At 47.8% G+C, this 18,583-nt stretch carries 9 protein-coding genes; 1 reads left to right on the plus strand and 8 read right to left on the minus strand.

The features are described from left to right. Nucleotides 1-27: 27 nt before the first annotated feature. From GK108_RS22390 to GK108_RS22420, 7 genes are all read right to left on the minus strand, one after another. Nucleotides 28-2,427 (minus strand): ABC transporter permease, encoded by a 2,400-nt coding sequence (locus tag GK108_RS22390; protein WP_163953319.1) that lies wholly within the window; start codon nucleotides 2,425-2,427, stop codon nucleotides 28-30. A gap of 150 nt (nucleotides 2,428-2,577) precedes the next feature. Further along, on the minus strand, nucleotides 2,578-3,174 hold the full coding sequence (locus GK108_RS22395) for a hypothetical protein (protein ID WP_163953321.1): 597 nt from the start codon (nucleotides 3,172-3,174) through the stop codon (nucleotides 2,578-2,580). Nucleotides 3,175-3,368: 194 nt separating this feature from the next. Then, nucleotides 3,369-5,819, minus strand: coding sequence for an ABC transporter permease (locus tag GK108_RS22400; protein WP_163953323.1), 2,451 nt, complete (start codon nucleotides 5,817-5,819; stop codon nucleotides 3,369-3,371). Between the two features lie 65 nt (nucleotides 5,820-5,884). Beyond that, on the minus strand, nucleotides 5,885-8,278 hold the full coding sequence (locus GK108_RS22405; RefSeq protein WP_163953325.1) for an ABC transporter permease: 2,394 nt from the start codon (nucleotides 8,276-8,278) through the stop codon (nucleotides 5,885-5,887). A 96-nt stretch (nucleotides 8,279-8,374) separates the two neighbouring features. Further along, the gene (locus GK108_RS22410) at nucleotides 8,375-10,753 is read right to left on the minus strand and encodes an ABC transporter permease (protein ID WP_163953327.1); all 2,379 of its coding nucleotides are present in this window, start codon (nucleotides 10,751-10,753) and stop codon (nucleotides 8,375-8,377) included. A gap of 18 nt (nucleotides 10,754-10,771) precedes the next feature. Next, on the minus strand, nucleotides 10,772-13,192 hold the full coding sequence (locus GK108_RS22415; RefSeq protein ID WP_163953330.1) for an ABC transporter permease: 2,421 nt from the start codon (nucleotides 13,190-13,192) through the stop codon (nucleotides 10,772-10,774). Nucleotides 13,193-13,240: 48 nt separating this feature from the next. Then, nucleotides 13,241-15,658, minus strand: a complete 2,418-nt coding sequence (locus GK108_RS22420; RefSeq protein WP_163953332.1) for an ABC transporter permease — start codon at nucleotides 15,656-15,658, stop codon at nucleotides 13,241-13,243. 41 nt (nucleotides 15,659-15,699) lie between these two features. Here GK108_RS22420 and GK108_RS22425 point away from each other — a divergent pair, with 41 nt between their 5' ends. Continuing rightward, nucleotides 15,700-16,149, plus strand: coding sequence for a hypothetical protein (locus tag GK108_RS22425; protein ID WP_163953334.1), 450 nt, complete (start codon nucleotides 15,700-15,702; stop codon nucleotides 16,147-16,149). Nucleotides 16,150-16,185: 36 nt separating this feature from the next. On the opposite strand, the gene GK108_RS22430 is transcribed toward GK108_RS22425, so the two are convergent. Beyond that, complete coding sequence (locus GK108_RS22430; protein WP_163953336.1) at nucleotides 16,186-18,552, minus strand: ABC transporter permease; 2,367 nt, start codon at nucleotides 18,550-18,552, stop codon at nucleotides 16,186-16,188. Between the last annotated feature and the right edge of the window lie 31 nt (nucleotides 18,553-18,583).

The following is an 18,583-nucleotide window of genomic DNA, read 5'->3' on the forward strand; positions in this document are numbered from 1 at the left end:
TGTAGCCTGCCCTAAACCCTTCACCATTTACTCAGAACGTAATGACTTCACGGGATTGGTTAGCGCGGCTTTGATACTCTGGAAGCTGACAGTCAGTAAGGCTACCCCCACTGCCAGCAAACCCGCCAGGAGGAATACCCACCAGTCGATCGTAATTTTATAGGCAAAGTCACTCAGCCATTGATTCATAGCGTACCAGGCAATGGGCGATGCAATCAGTATGGCTACAACAACCAGTTTCATAAAATCTGTGGAAAGCAACGTAACGATACTACCCACCGAAGCGCCCAGCACTTTGCGAACGCCAATTTCTTTCGTCCGTTGCTCGGCCGTGAAAGCTGCCAAACCGAATAGACCCAGGCACGCAATCAGAATAGCCAGGGCCGAGAAGATCATCACAACCTGTGCCGTACGTTGCTCGGTACGATAGAGTGAATTCAGAAAATCGTCCAGAAAGGTAAATTCAAAAGCCGAATCAGGCAGGTCTTTGCGGAAAACCTGTTCCAGCTGACGCATGGTTTCAGCTAATTGGCCGGTTCTCGTTTTAACTAACAGATAAGGACGCCCTTCTGTGTCGGCGTTATGAAAGGCATAGGCCCCAATGGGTGTATGCAAGGACTCAAAATGAAAGTCATCAACAACACCAACGATCTCGGTCCGGTCACCATCGAACAGATTACGAACTTTTTGCCCAATAGCTTTTTCGGGAGTGAAGCCCAGATACGTAACGGCCGTTTTGTTCAATACAACCTGTATGGTCGTGTCCTTCGGGTCTTTTACGGCGGGTAATGTACGTCCGGCCAGCAGTTTTAATCCGAGCACATTCATAAACTCATTGCCAACCCGATTGGTCTGAACAGCCATTCCCTGATCGGTAGCGTTGCCCGATGCATTGGGTTTGGTCAGGCTGCGACCACTGCCAGCCGCCCCCGGGAAGGTTTGAGCCCGGCAAACATCGACGACAGTACTTAGGCTTCGGAAATCGTTCATCAACGCGTCGAGCTGGGATTTATCTTTCGCTGCCGCCGTTGTAATGGCCACGACCTGCGTTGGCTCGTACCCCAGTTTCTGGTTCTGGATATAACGGAGTTGCTGATAAAAAATAAACGTACAGACCATCAAGATGACGGAAGCCGTAAACTGAACCACCACCAGCGACCGCCGGAATAAACCTGCGCCCGACTGGTTGCGGAACGTAGTGCTGAGCAGGTATTTCGGCGAAAAAGACGACAGATAAAAGGCCGGGTAAGAGCCAGCAATAAGCGTAATCAGCAAACCGATCAGCAATAAACTTCCTACTATCTCGGGCATCAGGAGCGATGTAAACGGAAGCTGCTTGCCCGTCAACTGATTAAAAAAGGGTAGCGCCAGCACAACAATACCAACTCCCAACAGCAGTGCAATACATACCATCAACCCTGTTTCCAGATAGAATCGGGTAACCAGGTGTTTCATGGAAGCGCCAACCGTTTTTATCACGCCTACCTCACGAAAACGAATCTGGGCTTTTGCGGTAGCCAGGTTCATGTAATTAATGCAGGCAATCAGCAGCACCACAATGGCCAGAATCAACAGGATTTTCACCTGTCGGATATCGCCAACCCGCGTATCCGATTTCATAATTTCTGCCGAATGAAGGTGAATATCCGTAAGCGGCTGTAAGGATAGCGTAAACCACTGATCCTGCTTCGGTACGTGTTTAGTCAGCACAACACCCATCTGCTGTTCTACCTGAGTCATAGTGGCTTTAGGATTCAGCAACAGAAATGTTTCAAAGCTGGCATTGCCCCAACTGGCGTGCTGCGCCCAGCGTACACTACTAAACGACCCGATCAAATCCGCGTCCAGCGTTGACGTACCCGGAAAAGTCTGGTAAACACCCGTTACGTGCAGTGTATCTTTACTATCTACATACAGCACTTTCCCAACTGGATTTTCGTCGCCAAAATACCGATTAGCCGTTGCCTGACTTAACACTACTTTATGCGGACCATCGAGTGCCGTTTTAGGATTTCCGTGTATCAGTGGAATATCGAACAGATCGAACAGGCTGCCATCGGCCCAGTAAACGTTTTTTTCGGCAAACTTTTTATCTGTCGAATTAACAAAGGCCGTCTCGCCAAAATTATGACGTAGCAAACGAACTTGCTGCTCAACACTGGGCACCTCCGATTTCATAGCAGGCCCTACCGCGTTGGGCGCATTTCCCCAGACCATAGTTTTTCCATCGAACGTAGCATGCACTATAACCCGATAAATCCGGTCGGCTTTGCTATGGTAGCGATCAAACTGAAACTCGTCTTGGACGTAGAGCGTGAGCAACAACGCTACAGCCAGCCCGGTGGCCAATCCAACTAAATTCAGAAAGGTAAAAAGGCGGTTTTTGAGAAGTCCGCGCCAGGCGATTTTGAGATAGTTTTTGAGCATGGGCTATTCGATCATAGAGGTTGTCCTGAAAATCTGAATGGCAGGAAGTGGCACAAACACGCTGCCATTTCCTGCCATTCGGGTTATTTATGTAGAAGAACACAATTAAGGTTGCTGGCTTCCCTGTGCTCTTTTGAACCATACCAACGATTATTGGGCAACCGATTTGATACCCAGGCTACGTTCCGTTTCTCGGATAATGGCTTTTTTCTCGCTTTCACTTTTGCCCAGAACGTTGGCCGTACGTTCGAACACGAGTTCATCTCCGTCTTTCTGGAATGTATACTGCATCCAAAGACGGCCATTTTCTTTGTCTTCCCGATGAATAACGGACGATGGTGCTACATCGCTCATTGACAACTCTCTGGCGCTTTTTGATTCAGTCGATTCATAGCGCATGCTATTACCGTCTACCTGAACACTGGCCACCATTGACGATTCGGTTGATGATTGTTTCCGTCTGGAACGGCTGTCGGTTTTCCGGTCATTGAATACACCGGCATATCGTCCATCAAAAGCCTGATCCAGCGAATCAAGAACCTGGCTTTCAAGCGCTTTTACAGCCCTGGAGTCCAGCTCCGATACGTCGAAGGTACGGTTGTAATGAACCGACTGACCATTGCGCTCGGCATCCACACGAATCCGAAGCTGCTGACCATCAGTTGTTACTTCTTTACTAAACGACGACCGTTGCGCCACTGCGCTGAAGCCGATTGCGATGAACAAAAGAGAAAGTAGCGTTTTCATATAGCGGCAGTGGTTGTGTCTTAATCAGAACAGGGCATACTAATCTAAAGTGTTCACTACCAGTATCATGCCAAGCTCATCTCCCACTGACTTACAGACGATTATACGGAAACAAGATTACAATCTGTCCGATTTCGGACAGATTCCGTACGGCAGTGGACAGTCCGAACCGCCGGGCGGCCTGGCGGTTCAGGTTACTCACTACGTAAACTTTTTACCGGATTCGCCAGGGCGGCTTTAATACTTTGAAAACTGACGGTCAGTAAGGTTACGGCAACAACCAACACGCCAGCCAGGGCAAATACCCACCAGGCTATCGACACGCGATAGGCAAATTCGGTCAGCCATGTATCCATCGCATACCAGGCCAACGGCGACGCAATGATGAGCGCTATACCGACTAGTATTACAAAGTCTTTAGACAGAAGCTGTACGATACTGGAAACCGAAGCGCCCAGCACCTTCCGAATGCCAATTTCTTTCGTTTTCTGCTGCGTAACGAGTGAAACCAGCCCATACAGTCCCAGGCAGGAAATCAATACGGCCAGCCCCGCAAAATAACCAATGAGACTACTCAAGCGTTGTTCGCGTTCATACAATTGGGCAATACTCTGATCCAGAAACTCGAACGCAAATCCTTTTTCCGGGAAGTAGTTATCCCACTCCTGCTGAATCGCTTTAATCGTTTCGGACTTATTCTCATTCGCAATTTTGATCGAAAACAGATTCAGCATCGGCTGATCGATAGTCATCAACAAACCTTCAATGGGCGCCTGAAGCGAGCGATTATGAAAATCTTTCAGCACACCGATGATCTTCCCTTGCTTCCCTTCAAGGTTAACCGTTTTCCCAAGAGCCTGGTCAGGCGACTTCCAGCCCAATTGTTTAACGCCCGTTTCATTAATGATAAAAGCCGCCGTTTTATCGGTCTGGTACGTTTCTGAAAAATCACGACCGGCCACAAACGCCAATCCATAGGTCTTGATAAAATTGAAATCGACACCGATGGCGCCAATAAATAGCGTTTCCTCCTGCGTGTGCCCTTCCGGTATTACGTTACGTTGCACAGCCCCAAACCCTAACCGTCGATTCGACAGCGTTACGTCCTTTACGTTTGGTTTCTGAAGAATAACATCCCGGAATGTTTTCAGGCGCTGATACGTACTATCGGTCGGTATGGTGAATACGTTGGAGATCTTGTCGTTACGTGTACCTGCCGTTATAATCAAATCTTTCTGAAAACCCATTGGCTGGTTCATCAGAAACTGTAGCTGTCGAAAAGCAACCAACGCACCAATAATCAACGCGATAGAAACCACAAACTGAATCCCCAGCAGCAATTGCCGCACAGCTCCTCCTTTTGCCTTACCGCTCATAAAACTTCCCTTCAACGTAGCAATCGGCTGAAACCGAGATACAAAAAAAGCAGGATAACTACCTGACAGTAATCCTGTTGCTATCGTTAACCCGACAAACAGCAGCAGCAACCAACCGTCAGACAGGAAATACGTCATGGTCAGCTGTTTACCTGTCAGATTATTGAGAACAGGCAGCAACACCCAAATCAGAACAATCGAAAACACGAGCGAAATGACAGTCAGCAACAAGGACTCACCCAGAAACTGAGCAACCAGTTGGCCCTTCTCGCTACCCAGCACTTTCCGAATACCCACTTCCTTGGCCCGCTTCAGCGACCGGGCCGTTGATAAGTTTACGAAATTGATACAGGCAATCAGCAACGTCATCACAGCAATGCCGATAAAGACGTAGATATACGTCATACTGCCCGGTGGCTCCAGATTACTATCAACAGTCGGATTGAGGTGAATATCACGTAGCGGCTGCAACTTGTACTCAATATCTTTGGCAAACTGCTTGTTGGCATGGGTCAACAAGAACTGCGGAAACCGGGCATTGACCGTTTCGGGCGAACGACCCGGACGTAGCAGTACGTAGGTAGAGGAATGCGTAATAATCCAGTTTTGAGGCAGGTTTTGACGGGCATATTCACTTTCTGTTGCAAACATGGTCTCGTAGTTTGCCAGCAGGTCGATATGAATATGTGAGTTGTCGGGAAATTTTTCAACCACGCCCGTAACGGTCAATGGATGTTTCCCCTCATACAGCATCGTTTTGCCGATTGGCGACTGATTGCCAAAATATTTAGCTGCTGTTTCGTCGGTAATAATAACCGTAAACTTATCCTTCAGTGCAGTACGCGGATTCCCTTCTTTAAAGCGAAACGAGAAAATATCGAGCAGGGTTGAATCCGCAAAAAAGAAACGCTCCTCATCATATTTAACGGGTTGCGACTGGCCTTCTTTTTTTACTTCTACCGTTGCATTGCTCTGGTATATTCTTGCCGACTTCTCGATTTCTGAAAAAGCCGAAGGTAGCAAAGGCGATGCCGGTGGTGGCGTCAGCGCCAATGGCGTTTTGAGACCTGCAAATTTAGGCAGATACGTCAATCGGTAAATCCGGTCGGCTTTCAACTGGCCGGTATCATAACTTAGCTCGTGTCGGACAAACAGCAGAATAAGAAAGCAACACGTTAACCCAACCGTTAGACCAATGATGTTGATAAACGCGAAGGTTTTCTGTCTGAGCAGGCTTCGCCAGGCGATTTTAAGATAGTTTTTGAGCATACGTTTTATTGAGTAGAGACGTAAACCAGATGAGACGCAACGTATTGCACTTCAACGTGATAGCTTTATTCAGAACGTAACGATTTGACGGGATTCATCAGAGCCGCCTTCATGCTTTGGAAACTCACCGTCAGTAAGGCGATCAGAATGGCTGAAGCGCCTGCCAACGCAAATACCCACCAGGATAACTCGACTTTATAGGCAAAATCGGCCAGCCACTGATTCATGGCCCACCACCCCAGTGGCGATGCAATGATGATCGCTATCAGGACCAGCTTCAGAAAGTCTTTTGATAGCAATCCGACGATACTGATGATCGACGCCCCTAACACTTTCCTGACGCCGATTTCTTTCGTACGTCGTTCAGCCGTAAACGTAGTAAGCGCAAATAGACCCAGGCAGGCAATAAAAATGGCTAAACCCGAAAACACAGCCGCCAGCGTAGACAATCGTTTCTCGGACTGATACTGGCGGTTAAAATCGTCATCAAGGAAAAAGTACTCAAAGTCATAACTAGGGAAACGACTATTCCAGAAACGTTCTACCTCTGAAACCGATGCTCGCAGATCGCCCGCCCCCAGGCGAAGCGCTAAGTAACTGTAGGTATAAGCAGGCGTAATAAAAGCTAGAATTGGTTTTATTTTCGTCTGCAAACCATGCTGGTGAAAATCCTGAATAACACCTACAATCTGGCCCTTTTCCAGGCCAGCGGTTTCAATACTTTTCCCAATGGCTTGGTCGGGCGTCCAGCCAATGGCTTTGCAGGCCGCTTCGTTGATCAGCACAGCATGACCGGCATCGGTAGTAAATTGCCGGGAGAAATCACGACCGTTCCGTATGGTTAAGCCTAACGTTTTGGCGTAATCATGATCGACCGGAATAACCTCCAGCGACAGCGTTTGCTCACGCGGACGGCCTTCCGGATAAACGACCTGTCCACTCCACCCATTTCGGCCCGGCAACGCATTAACACCCGTTACGGTCTGCACATTAGGCAATGCGGCCACCTGACGCTTAATAGCCTCATAGTTTTCGATGAACTGCATACGAGGTAATTTCTTCAGTTCGACCGTCAATACGCGTTCTTTGTCAAAACCCAGCTTCTGGCTCTGCATAAAACGCAACTGCCGCACCACAACTATAGTGCTACTAATTAGCACCAGCGAAATACAAAACTGAAACACAACCAACCCACGACGTAGCCAGGCCCCTTTTGTCGTAACAGCCTGCCCTTTCATGGTGTCAACAGGGCGGAATCGTGCCAGCAGCAGAGCAGGATACCAACCAGCCAATAGTCCGGTCAGCAACAAGAACGCAAATCCAATGCCCAGGCTCAGGGGTTGCGTCAAAACAGAATATGAAATAGTCTTTCCTGTTAATTCATTAAGTGATGGCAAGGCAAGAACCATCAGCAATAATGCCCCAAACCCAGCCAGATAAGCCAATAGCAACGACTCGCCAATGAATTGACCAACCAGCGACGAATAGGCAGCTCCAATCGCTTTACGAATACCGACTTCTTTGGCTCGTTCTCCCTGGTGAGCAGTACTTAAATTAATAAAATTGATACAGGCTAATACGAGCAGAAATAGCCCAATAGCCCCCAGCAAATAGAGTTGTTTAGCACTACCGGACAAACTGCCCGGCAGACTACTGGAATGCAGATAAATCGAGGGTAGTGCCTCCAGCGAGTGAATTACGTGCATTCCATTATTTCGGTATTCCTGCCCGTTGTATCGCATTGGCAGCGCAGCAATTTTCGATTCAACCAGAGCGCGATTCGCCTTCTCGGGTAGTACTACGTAACAATATTCATCCCAGGTAAACCATGCCTCATTTTCCCTGCCTTCCATAGCAAAGAACGTAGGCATGGATAGAAGAACCTGAAATTTCATGTGCGATGGCTTCAGATCTGCCATAACCCCCGTCACTGTAAACGATAGCGTATCGCTCAACATCAACGTTTTACCCAGCACAGACGTAGTGCCGAAATAGTTGCGAGCCGTTGATTCTGTCAGAACCAGTGTATAGGGATCACGGAGGGCTGTTTTAGGATTGCCTTCCAGCAGAGGGAATGAAAACGTAGTCAGAAACTCTTCCCCAACGAATAGCTCCTTGTCGAAAAAATAGCGGTTTTTGTGTTTTATGGGCAGGCTCGTTCCCCGCACTGACACAACTGCTTCTACTTCGGGGATGTCCTGCTTAATAGCCTGGTCAACGGGACGGCCAACCGTTGTGGAAGCAACAACAGACTGTCCTTTTTCCACTACATTAGTCACTACCCGAAAAATACGATCGCCTTTCTCATGAAACCGATCAACTCGCCACTCCTCAACAATATACAGCGCAATCAATCCACAGGCGGCTAATCCAATGGATAGTCCCACAATATTGGTCAACGTATATACCTTATTCTTGACCAACGAACGGAAGGCCACTTTGAGATAGTTTTTGAGCATGATTTTTACGATAAAGAAGGCACAAATCGTAGTGATTACCGGGGTAATGGCGCTCCCAGAAAAGCCAGTATATACCAGCAATCACTACCTGTCAAACTATTCAGAACGTAACGACTTGACGGGATTCATCAGCGCTGCCTTCACACTTTGGAAGCTCACCGTCAGTAGCGCAATGAGTATGGCCAGCAGGCCAGCCGCAACGAACACCCACCAGGCAATATCTATTTTATAGGCAAACTCAGCCAGCCATTTGTCCATTGTCCACCAGGCAATGGGCGACGCGATTACTATGCCTATAACTACCAGCTTTAGGAAATCGCGGGATAGCAGGCCAATAATCCCCGTAATGGAAGCGCCCAATGCTTTCCGAATGCCAATTTCTTTGGTCCGTTGCTGGGCCGTAAACGTTGCCAGACCAAACAATCCCAGACAGGAGACCAGAATAGCAATACTGGCAAAGAAGTTAAATAAACGCCCGGTTCGCTGCTCCGACTTATACATATCGTTGAACTGGTCGTCCATAAACTTGTACTCGAACGGGTAATCGGGGCTGTATTTTTTCCAGAGTTGCTCAGCAGCGGTAATAACCTGCGGAATATCCCGACCCACGGTTTTGATATAGATCCGCCCGAATGTATTATTCTCCCGATAGAAGAAAACAGCGGGTTCTACTTTGGCGCGCATGGATGCCATATGAAAATCTTTCAGCACGCCAATGATCGTCCCTTCTGTCTGCCAAAGCTTAAACCGTTTACCAATCGGATCGTTGATTCCTGCATTTTTGACGGCAGTTTCGTTCAGGATAAAATGAGCCGAATCGGCTTTTGAGCCAGTGAACGATTCACCACTAGCCATTTTCAGCTTAAAGGTTTTAATAAAATCCTTTTCAACCCGCATGGGCCGAACAATGAACATACTGTTCGGCTTTTTGCCATCCCAGTCCGTATCTCCCGTAGAATTATTAATATTCAATAGATTCCCATTGGAGGACGTAACGGCTGTTACGCCTGGCTGACGCATCAGTTCAGTTTTTACCGCATCGTAATGTTTGGCCATTTCTTCTGTCATCCAGAAGCCAATCGTATTTTCCCGATCATAGCCTAAGTTGCGTTCCCGCAGAAACCGTAACTGGTTGCCAATAACCAACGTACCGACAATTAAGGCCGTTGAGAACGCAAACTGCGTAACAACCAACGTTTGCCGGAAGGTTATTTTTCTACCACCCGTAGCCATTTTACCACGTAGCACTTTCAGTGGCTCAAAGGACGATAAAACCAAAGCCGGATAAATCCCTGCTATGGCCAATGTAAAGGTCAGAGCCCCAATCAAAACCAGCCAAACCTGCGGATCGGCCAGCGAAAATGGCTGGGTTTTACCCGTCAGCTCCTGATACGTCGATTCCAGCGTTTTAATCAGCACAATGGCCACCAGCAGCGCAATCACAAAGATCAAGGCCGATTCCGCTAAAAACTGTCCAACCAGATGTCGGCGCCCCGCTCCTACTACTTTCCGAACACTCACCTCTTTAGCTCGCTGCGATGCCCGCGCCGTAGCCAGATTCACGTAGTTAATACAACCGATAGCCAGTAAAATCAGGGCTACAATACCCATCATTCTTACCTCCTGCATAGCTCCGGGCGCACCGCCAGGCTGATAAAGATGAATATCGTTCAGCGACTGTAAGCGATATATTGACACCTGATCGTATTTATTGCTGGCATGATGAACATCACCCAGTTTCTTAGCAATAGCAGCCAGATTTGCCTGAGGATGAACCTGTATGAAGGTTTGCGTATACCAGTTACCCCAATCCGAATCCATCGATTTCCAGAAATCGCCGGGATTCCCTTTATATTGATTGGCTAGTATGTTAATGGGGAATAGAAGATTGTAGTTTAAGCTCGAGTTGTCGGGAAAATCACGAATCAATCCGCTCACAACAAAGCTCTGTTTGTTCGGCACCGAGTAGAGTTGTTTCCCAATCGGATCAGCAGAACCAAAGTATTTCAAGGCGGCAGACTCCGTCAATACAACCGATTGATTATCCTTAAATGGCTGTTTAGGATTTCCTTTTACCCAGTCAAAATCGAACAGGGTAAAGAAGGCCGGGTCAACAAAGGCAGCTTTTTCCTCAACCAACGACTTGCCATTTACCTTGAAGGGCGACATTTCATTGCTGGGGGCCACACGAACTCCTTCCAGAACACCCGGAATCTGGCGCTTGGCAACCGTTGCCACAGGTGCCACCGTATAGGAGCCAAACTGTTGGCCATCCTCACCACCTAACCCACCATTGACCCGGTAAATCTGATCGGCTTTTGCATGAAATTGATCGTAGCTAAGTTCTCCTTTTACCCACCAAAGCAAAAGAATACCGATTCCTAAGGCAATAGACAATCCACCAATATTGATAATGGAATACACTTTGCTGTTAAGCAAACCGCGCCAGGCTGTTTTGAAATAGTTTTTAAGCATGGGAAGAGAGGAATTGGTTTATTCGCTACGTAATGATTTGACCGGATTCATCAGCGCTGCCTTCACACTTTGGAAGCTCACCGTTGCCAAAGCAATCGTCACAGCCGATAAGCCTGCTACGGCAAAAACCCACCATTCGATGGCAATTTTATAGGCGAAATCGGCCAACCATTGGTCCATTGCATACCAGGCAATGGGACTGGCAATACATAGAGCAATCAATACTAGCTTTAGAAAATCCTTCGACAACAACGTAACGACACTGGCCGTCGACGCGCCCAGCACTTTGCGAACCCCAATTTCTTTGGTCCGTCGTTCGATGGTAAAGGTGGCTAGTCCCCAAAGCCCCAAACAGCAGATAACCAGTGCCAGACCGGCAAAAATGCGTAGCAGCATAAATTGCCTTGCTTCTTCTTCATACTGCTTCTGAAGGCTCTGGTCTAGAAATTCGGCCTCATACAGCGAATTGGGGAAATACTGCTTCCAGATACGCTCCACAGCGGCCATGGTTGCCGGATAATTTTTGGTCTGTAATTTCAATCCGGCAGAATAATAATAGTGGGCGAAGTTGAGCATGATAACGGGATTGATAGCCTCCCGAAGCGAACTCGCGTGAAAGTCGCGAACAACCCCTACAATTTCGGCCGTGATGTCGTTGAGTCCAATACGTACTTTGCGACCCAACGCCTGTTCTGGCTTCGTATACCCCAGCGCTTTGGTTAATGCTTCATTGACCACGAATACGTAGCGCCGTTGTTCGAACGGTATTTTTTTCGTGATTGCTAACGTATCAGCATCCGTCAGGAAACGGCCTGCTGCCAATTTCAAATCATAAGTCTGGAGGTAATTGGCATCAACGGTCTTAATATTGACATTTATCCGCTTAGCTGGATTCGCTGGGTCAGGATGTACACCCGTGTTGAAGTTGTTTCGCGACGTAGGGGCACCAATACCAAACGAAATATGCTCAATTCCCGGAATCTCGTGCAGCGACTGACGAAGCGCGTCGCTAATTTTCTCCGGATCAGGAATAGCTACCGTCAGAACGGCATCGCGGCTAAAACCAAGATCTTTTTCCCGAAACAGTTTCATTTGCTGGTAAATCACCAGCACCGCAACCGCCAGGATGATCGATACAGAAAATTGAAAAATTACCAATCCCTGACGAATCCAGCCCTGACTCCCCCGCCCAATATCAGCTCTTGATTTCAGCACTTTGACAGGCTTTAACTTCGCCATAAAAAAGGCGGGATACGTACCGGCCGACAGAGCGGTCAGCAAGGCTAGCACCAGCATAAAGCCAACAACAATCGGCGCATCGAACGTAATTTGTTTCTGCAGGAAGCCATTGAGCGTCGGCAACACCAGATAGGCAATCGCTACGGCCATAGTTGCCGATAGAAGCGACAGCCATACTGCTTCGCCCAAAAACTGCCCAATCAACTGGTTAAAGGTAGCGCCAATCGCTTTTCGAACACCCACTTCTTTGGCCCGTGTGGTAGCTCTTGCCGTAGCCATATTCACAAAATTGATGCAGGCAATCAATAAGACAAACAGGCCAATAATTCCAAAAACCCATAGATAGGTAGGCTCAATAGCCGGAACGAACGGACTCCCTTCAAATTCTGGATTCAGATGAATATCCTCAATAGATTGTAAAGCCAGATGGCGTTCGCTACCGGATCGATTTTCATCGGCAAAATACTTCTTCGACGCTTTAGTTAATCGGCTGGCATACTGATCGGGTTGCCGACCTTCGGGCAAAAGCACGTAAACACTCCCCGACGAACGTAGTCCCCACTGCGTAATATCCCAGGAAAGATACGATTTCAGCGTTTTGTAGGAGACAATCATGCTCGATTTCAGATGCGTCTGCGCTGACATATCCTGCATGACTCCCGCCACACGTAGCCTAACGGTTTCGCCCAGCCGGAAGGTCTTCCCAATGGGCGACGCATTTCCGAAATACGTACGGGCCGCACTCTCCGTCAAAATCACCTGATTGGGCTGCGAGAGAATGGTTTTAGGGTCGCCGACCTTCATAGTCAGGGCAAACAGATCAAACAGTTGCGGCTCAGCAAAAAGCACCCGATATTCCGACAGAATTTTCTCCGGCGAAATCACTACAGACGTATTTTCTTCGGCATGAATACTGGCAACTACTGGCCAGTCTGAAAAATCACTACGTATGGCATCACCCAGCGGATAGGGAACAATACCGGATTTCTCAAGATCATCCCCGGTTTTAACGACTTCGTTAATTCGATATACCCGTTCCCCCAGTGGATGGAAACGATCAAACCCACTCTCGTACCGTACAAACAACAAAATGAGCAGACACGTAGTCAGCCCAAGTGTTAAGCCAATCAGATTGATACCCGTTGTGGTTGGGTATTTAGCCAGATTTCGCCAGGCGATTTTGAGATAGTTTTTGAGCATGGTTATATGATGTAGAGACGCAACGTATTGCGTCTCTACGGGATGGTTTTATTCAGAACGTAACGATTTGACGGGATTCATCAGAGCCGCTTTCACGCTTTGGAAACTCACCGTTAGCAAGGCAATGACGATGGCTACTACGCCCGCCAAAGCGAATACCCACCATTCAATATCAATTTTGTAGGCAAAATCCTGTAACCACTTGTCCATTGCATACCAGGCAATAGGACTGGCAATAACAATGGCCGCAATCACCAGTTTAAGGAAATCTTTGGAGAGCAATCCAACAATACTGACAACGGAAGCGCCCAGTACTTTGCGAACCCCAATTTCTTTGGTCCGTTGCTGAATGGTCAGCAGAGCAATCGCAAACAAACCCATACACGACAAAACGATGGCAATTCCGGCAGCCGACGAGAAAATAGTGGCCAGCCGTTGCTCTCGCTTATACCAACGTTCGGTATTCTCGTCAAGGAATGAGCCGCTAAACTCCTGTTTAGGCGCAATTGATTTCCAGACCGTTTTGATGGTCTCCATGGCTCCCGTTAAGTTGTGCGGATTGACACGTACCAAAATGTATTGGACCGGCGAATTCGCCTGCATGTGCATCACAATCGGTTTAGCTTCCTGGTGCAACGAGTACAAATTGAAATCGGAAACAACACCAACGATCTGAAACTGCTTATTGTCGGGTTTGATAAATTTACCGACAGGATTAGTCTCGCCCAATTGCTTGGCCATACTCTGCGTAATGAGAATAGCATTGCTTGAATCAGTGCTGTACGTAGCGCTAAAATCACGTCCTTGCAGCAGCTTGACGCCCAATGTTTTCAGGTAATCCGTATCCACCCGAAGCCAGTCGCAGGTAATATCACGCTTGCCATACTGAAACCCGTACATCATCCGCGATGAACCCCCATCCAGACCATATCCAATGTTCACGCCTGTTCCTGATACGGCTACGATATTGGGTTGATTCGACAAGCGATCCCGCATAGCTTTCAGCACGTCCGTACTATTCAATTCCCCTCCTACCGGAATACTCACTACCTGGTCTTTATCGAGCCCCATTGGTTTCTGTTGCAGATACGAAATTTGCTGGCGAACAATGAGTGTACACACAATCAGCAGACAGGCAATCGTAAACTGAGTTATAATCAGCGAATTACGCAGCAAGCCGGGCCGACTGACTTTCACCTTCCCTTTCAATACCTCAACGGCATTGAATCGGGTCACAAACCAGGACGGGTAGCCCCCAGCAATCAGAGAGATTAGCAAAAAGCCCAAACCCGTAGCCAGTAACACAGTTGGCGTCAGAAAGTCATCCAGCGTTAACTGACTTTTAAACATCTTATTGAATATAGGCAGTATAGCGTAGGCGATACCGAGCCCTATTGCCAGCGATCCGAAGCATAAAAGCAGTGTTTCGCCCCAGATCTGGCCAAATAGTTGACCACGTTGCGCCCCCAGTGACTTCCGAACGCCAACTTCACGCGCCCGAGACAGCGACTGGGCAATAGTCAGGTTGATGAAATTGATACAGGCAATGGCCAGAATAAAAAGACCAACGAGTAACAACGTAAAGACGTAGGTCTGGCTAATCCCCATCCCATGCGTTGTTTCGGTATCGAAATGAACAGTCAATAAAGGCTGAAACAATACACTCCGCTGAAAGCCCAGTTCATTTTTTGGATAGCCCTGTTTTTGTCTTTCCTGAATATCGGAGGCAAAATACTTGTCCATCATCGCCTGGGTCCGTCGCTGTAATGCCTGCGGATCAACACCAGGTTTCAGTTTTACATAGACATCATGATTGCCATGATCCCAGCGATCTTTAAATTCCTGGTAATCGCCCGCGTTATCGCTACGTACCAGCGCATCGTAGGTAAACGACGAGTTTTTAGGGGATTCGCTTACGACTCCGGTTACGTTAAAGGTTTGCCAGTTGCCATTCATCCGCAACTCCAGCGGTTTACCAACCGGATCCTCATCCCCAAAAATATCCTTGGCCGTACGTTCGCTGATCACAATATCGCTCAGGCTTTTCATGGCTGTTTTCGCATTCCCTTTTGTCATGGGAAATGTGAACATCTGCAAAAAATCGGCATCAGCCATTCGCACATCTTTTGTGTAGGTCTGATTATTCCGTCGAATGCTCGCACTCCGGTCGAACCAACGCGTTACGCCTTCGATTTCAGGAAACTCGGCCTTAAGGATTGGCGAAATAGGATACGGCATGGTTGCTCCTTTGTCGGGCGATCCATCTCGATTAGACGACAGAAAATACAAACGAAAAATCCGATCAGCGTCCGTATGAAACGTATCGTACGACAACTCAAAGGAAGCCGTCAGAAATAACAAAATGCACGTACCAAACGCCACCGACAAGCCAATAACGTTGATTAACGTATGCGTCCGATTTTTCCAGAGTGTGCGAAAAGCGACTTTCAGGTAATTGCGAAACATCCTCGTTTATAGTATTTTTGGTAAAACTCGTTACATAGAGCATGCATTACATTAATCCAGTTTCACTCAAAAGCCTCGTTTTAGAGGATGAAATGGGGGTGAATGCTCCTATAATTCATCAAAGTGTTATTGCTCGGTTGACAGCGGGTTTATACCCTTTTTTCCGTTCAGGACAAATTCCGTACGAACCCTTACCCGAAACAATGATCGCCGAGGGCTATGCCAGCCCGGTGCCCGATGTTATTCTCTATGACCATTCGAACGAAGAAACAAAGCTTATAATCGAAGTTTGTCAGAACCAAGGCCTTAGACATGATCTTGCCAAGGTAATCCGGCTCATTGACGAAGATGTTTACGGCATCCGCGAGGGTTTTGTTTACAACTACAAAACCCAGCAATGGCTCCGCTATCGTTTTGGCGATGGCGGACTGACTACCGAATCATCGTTCTCCGAAATTCTCAATCTTGATTTGAATCAGTTCCTACTGTAGTGTATCTGGATCATCCCAAAATCCGACAAATCCCGGTTACTCGCTTCGCAAACTCGTTACCGGATTCGTCAAAGCAGCTTTAATACTCTGATAGCTGACGGTCAAAAACGCAATCAATAAGGCCAATCCACCCGCCATTCCAAAGATCCACCAGCTTAGGTCCGTTTTATAGGCAAACGAATCAAGCCACTTAGTTAAGGTCCACCACGCTAAGGGAGCGGCCAATACCAACGCGATTAACACTAGTTTCAGAAAATCTTTTGACAGCAACGTAACAATGCTGCCCACCGAAGCTCCCAGCACTTTCCGAACGCCGATCTCTTTGTTACGTTGTTCGGCGGTAAAAGCAGCCAGGCCAAACAGTCCCAGACACGAAATCAGAATAGCCAGCACCCCAAAGTAGTTTATCAACGTATCAACCTGCTGTTCAGCACGGTATAGCTTCTCGTATTCTTCGTCCAGGAAATGAAAGTTGAACGGATAGTTTGGATTGTAGGCTTTAGATAGTTTTTCCAGATCGGCAATCGCCTGCTGCGTTTGTCCGGGCCGGGTCTTCACCAGCAAATAACTTGTATTCAAATAGTTGAAACAAAGGATAAGCGGTTTGATGGTTTCATGAAGCGACTGCATATGGAAGTCTTTCATAACTCCAACAATCCGGCCTTTTCCCATCCAGAACTGGACTTCTTTACCGACCGGATTATTCATATTCATCATCCGGGCCGTTGCTTCATTAATGACGTAATTCGACGAATCAGCGGGGCTGCTGGTCTGAAAATCACGGCCATCGACCATCTTGATATTCATGGTCCGGGCAAAATCACTGCCCACAAACATGGCAAACACCTGATGGTCCTGACGCGGATCTTTTCCCGGCCACCGTAAATCGCCCGATGAACCCCGAACATCAATTGGTAATGATCCAGCAGTAGTGGCCGAGCCAACAGACGGCAAACGGACAACTTCACGCTGGAAAGCTTCGTATTGCTTCGTATCAGAAAACCCCTCTATGGGCCAGTAGAGTACGTTTTCGCGGTCGAGACCGAGATGTTTGCTACGTAGGTAATCCATTTGTTTCCCAACCGCCAGCATCCCGACAATCAGAAAAACAGACAACGAAAACTGGAAAACAACCAGAACCCGGCGAAACAGCGCAGGCCCCGCCCCTACCTGAAAGCGACCTTTTAGGATTTTAATGGGTTGTAAAGAAGACAGAAAGAACGCCGGATAACTTCCAGACAGTACTCCCGTAATGATCGCTAGCCCCAGTACAATAAGCCAGAGAATCGGATCGGTCAGGTCGAGCGTTAATGTTGTGCCCGATACCGCATTGAATGATGGTAAGGCAAGCCACACCAGGCCCAGCGACAACGTAATTGCCAGCAAACTCGTCAACATGGATTCGCTCAGAAACTGCCCGGCTAATGACGACCGTAATGCGCCAACTACTTTTCGAACCCCCACTTCTTTAGCTCGGGTTGCTGACCGGGCTGTTGCCAGATTCATAAAATTGACACAGGCGATCAGCAGGATAAACAACGCCACCAGCCCGAAAACGCGAACGTATTCAATACGTCCCCCCACGCTCTTTCCATTCTTATACTCCGAATACAGATGTAGATCGGTGATTGATTGAAGTGTAGGCCGACCTGTCTCGAAATTTTTACCCGCGTGGCGCGGATAGATGCTACTCATAGCGGCTTCAGCCTGCGCCAGCGTCGTATTCGGCTTCAACCGAACATACGTCCTGAACGAGCTGTTCCCCCAGGTCTTCATCCAATCCTGAGCCTGCACGTTCCAGTTAACAAGCCAGCCAAATTGCAGCGTGGAATTATGAGGAACGTCCTCAACAACAGCTCCCACTACGTAGTACTTATCGTTATTCAGTTGAAGTTTTTGCCCCAGAGCCTCCCCATTCGGAAAGAACTTCTCAGCAACCTTTCGGGTAATAACAATCTGGTTCGGCTGTTTCAGGGCAGCTGCCGGATTGCCTGCAATGACGGGTAAATTAAATACGCCAAAGAAATCATCGGTAGCAAAATGGCCTTGTTCTTTGGCGGTTTTATCACCCACTTTTATCAGGTACTCCGGGCCATAGTCTAATTTAAGCGTAGCTGCTACTTCGGGAATATCTTTAGCAATAGCTTCCTGCAGTGGGCCGGGTGTCACGAAATTGGTGCCAATATCGGCCGAAGGATCATTGGGGTTTGTAAAGTTGACCCGTACGTAGCAAATACGTTCCGCATCAGGCCAAAACCGATCATAGCTCAGTTCATCGCGTACCCAAAGCCCGATCAGCAGGCTACAGGCCATGCCCAACGCCAGTCCAAAAACGTTGATAGACGAATAAAGCTTGTGTTTTAACAAGCTCCTGACGGCGATTTTGAGATAGTTGCGGATCATATAGAGGTTAAGGTTAAAAGCCAAACCGCAC

It is taken from the genome of Spirosoma terrae, assembly GCF_010435915.1.
In the GTDB taxonomy this organism is placed as follows: Bacteria; Bacteroidota; Bacteroidia; order Cytophagales; family Spirosomataceae; genus Spirosoma; species Spirosoma terrae.

Bases quoted from the DNA above. Each gene is read 5' to 3' on its own strand.
- GK108_RS22390 (WP_163953319.1), bottom strand. From the start codon at position 2,427: ATGCTCAAAAACTATCTCAAAATCGCCTGGCGCGGACTTCTCAAAAAC.
- GK108_RS22395 (WP_163953321.1), bottom strand. From the start codon at position 3,174: ATGAAAACGCTACTTTCTCTTTTGTTCATCGCAATCGGCTTCAGCGCA.
- GK108_RS22400 (WP_163953323.1), bottom strand. From the start codon at position 5,819: ATGCTCAAAAACTATCTTAAAATCGCCTGGCGAAGCCTGCTCAGACAG.
- GK108_RS22405 (WP_163953325.1), bottom strand. From the start codon at position 8,278: ATGCTCAAAAACTATCTCAAAGTGGCCTTCCGTTCGTTGGTCAAGAAT.
- GK108_RS22410 (WP_163953327.1), bottom strand. From the start codon at position 10,753: ATGCTTAAAAACTATTTCAAAACAGCCTGGCGCGGTTTGCTTAACAGC.
- GK108_RS22415 (WP_163953330.1), bottom strand. From the start codon at position 13,192: ATGCTCAAAAACTATCTCAAAATCGCCTGGCGAAATCTGGCTAAATAC.
- GK108_RS22420 (WP_163953332.1), bottom strand. From the start codon at position 15,658: ATGTTTCGCAATTACCTGAAAGTCGCTTTTCGCACACTCTGGAAAAAT.
- GK108_RS22425 (WP_163953334.1), top strand. From the start codon at position 15,700: ATGCATTACATTAATCCAGTTTCACTCAAAAGCCTCGTTTTAGAGGAT.
- GK108_RS22430 (WP_163953336.1), bottom strand. From the start codon at position 18,552: ATGATCCGCAACTATCTCAAAATCGCCGTCAGGAGCTTGTTAAAACAC.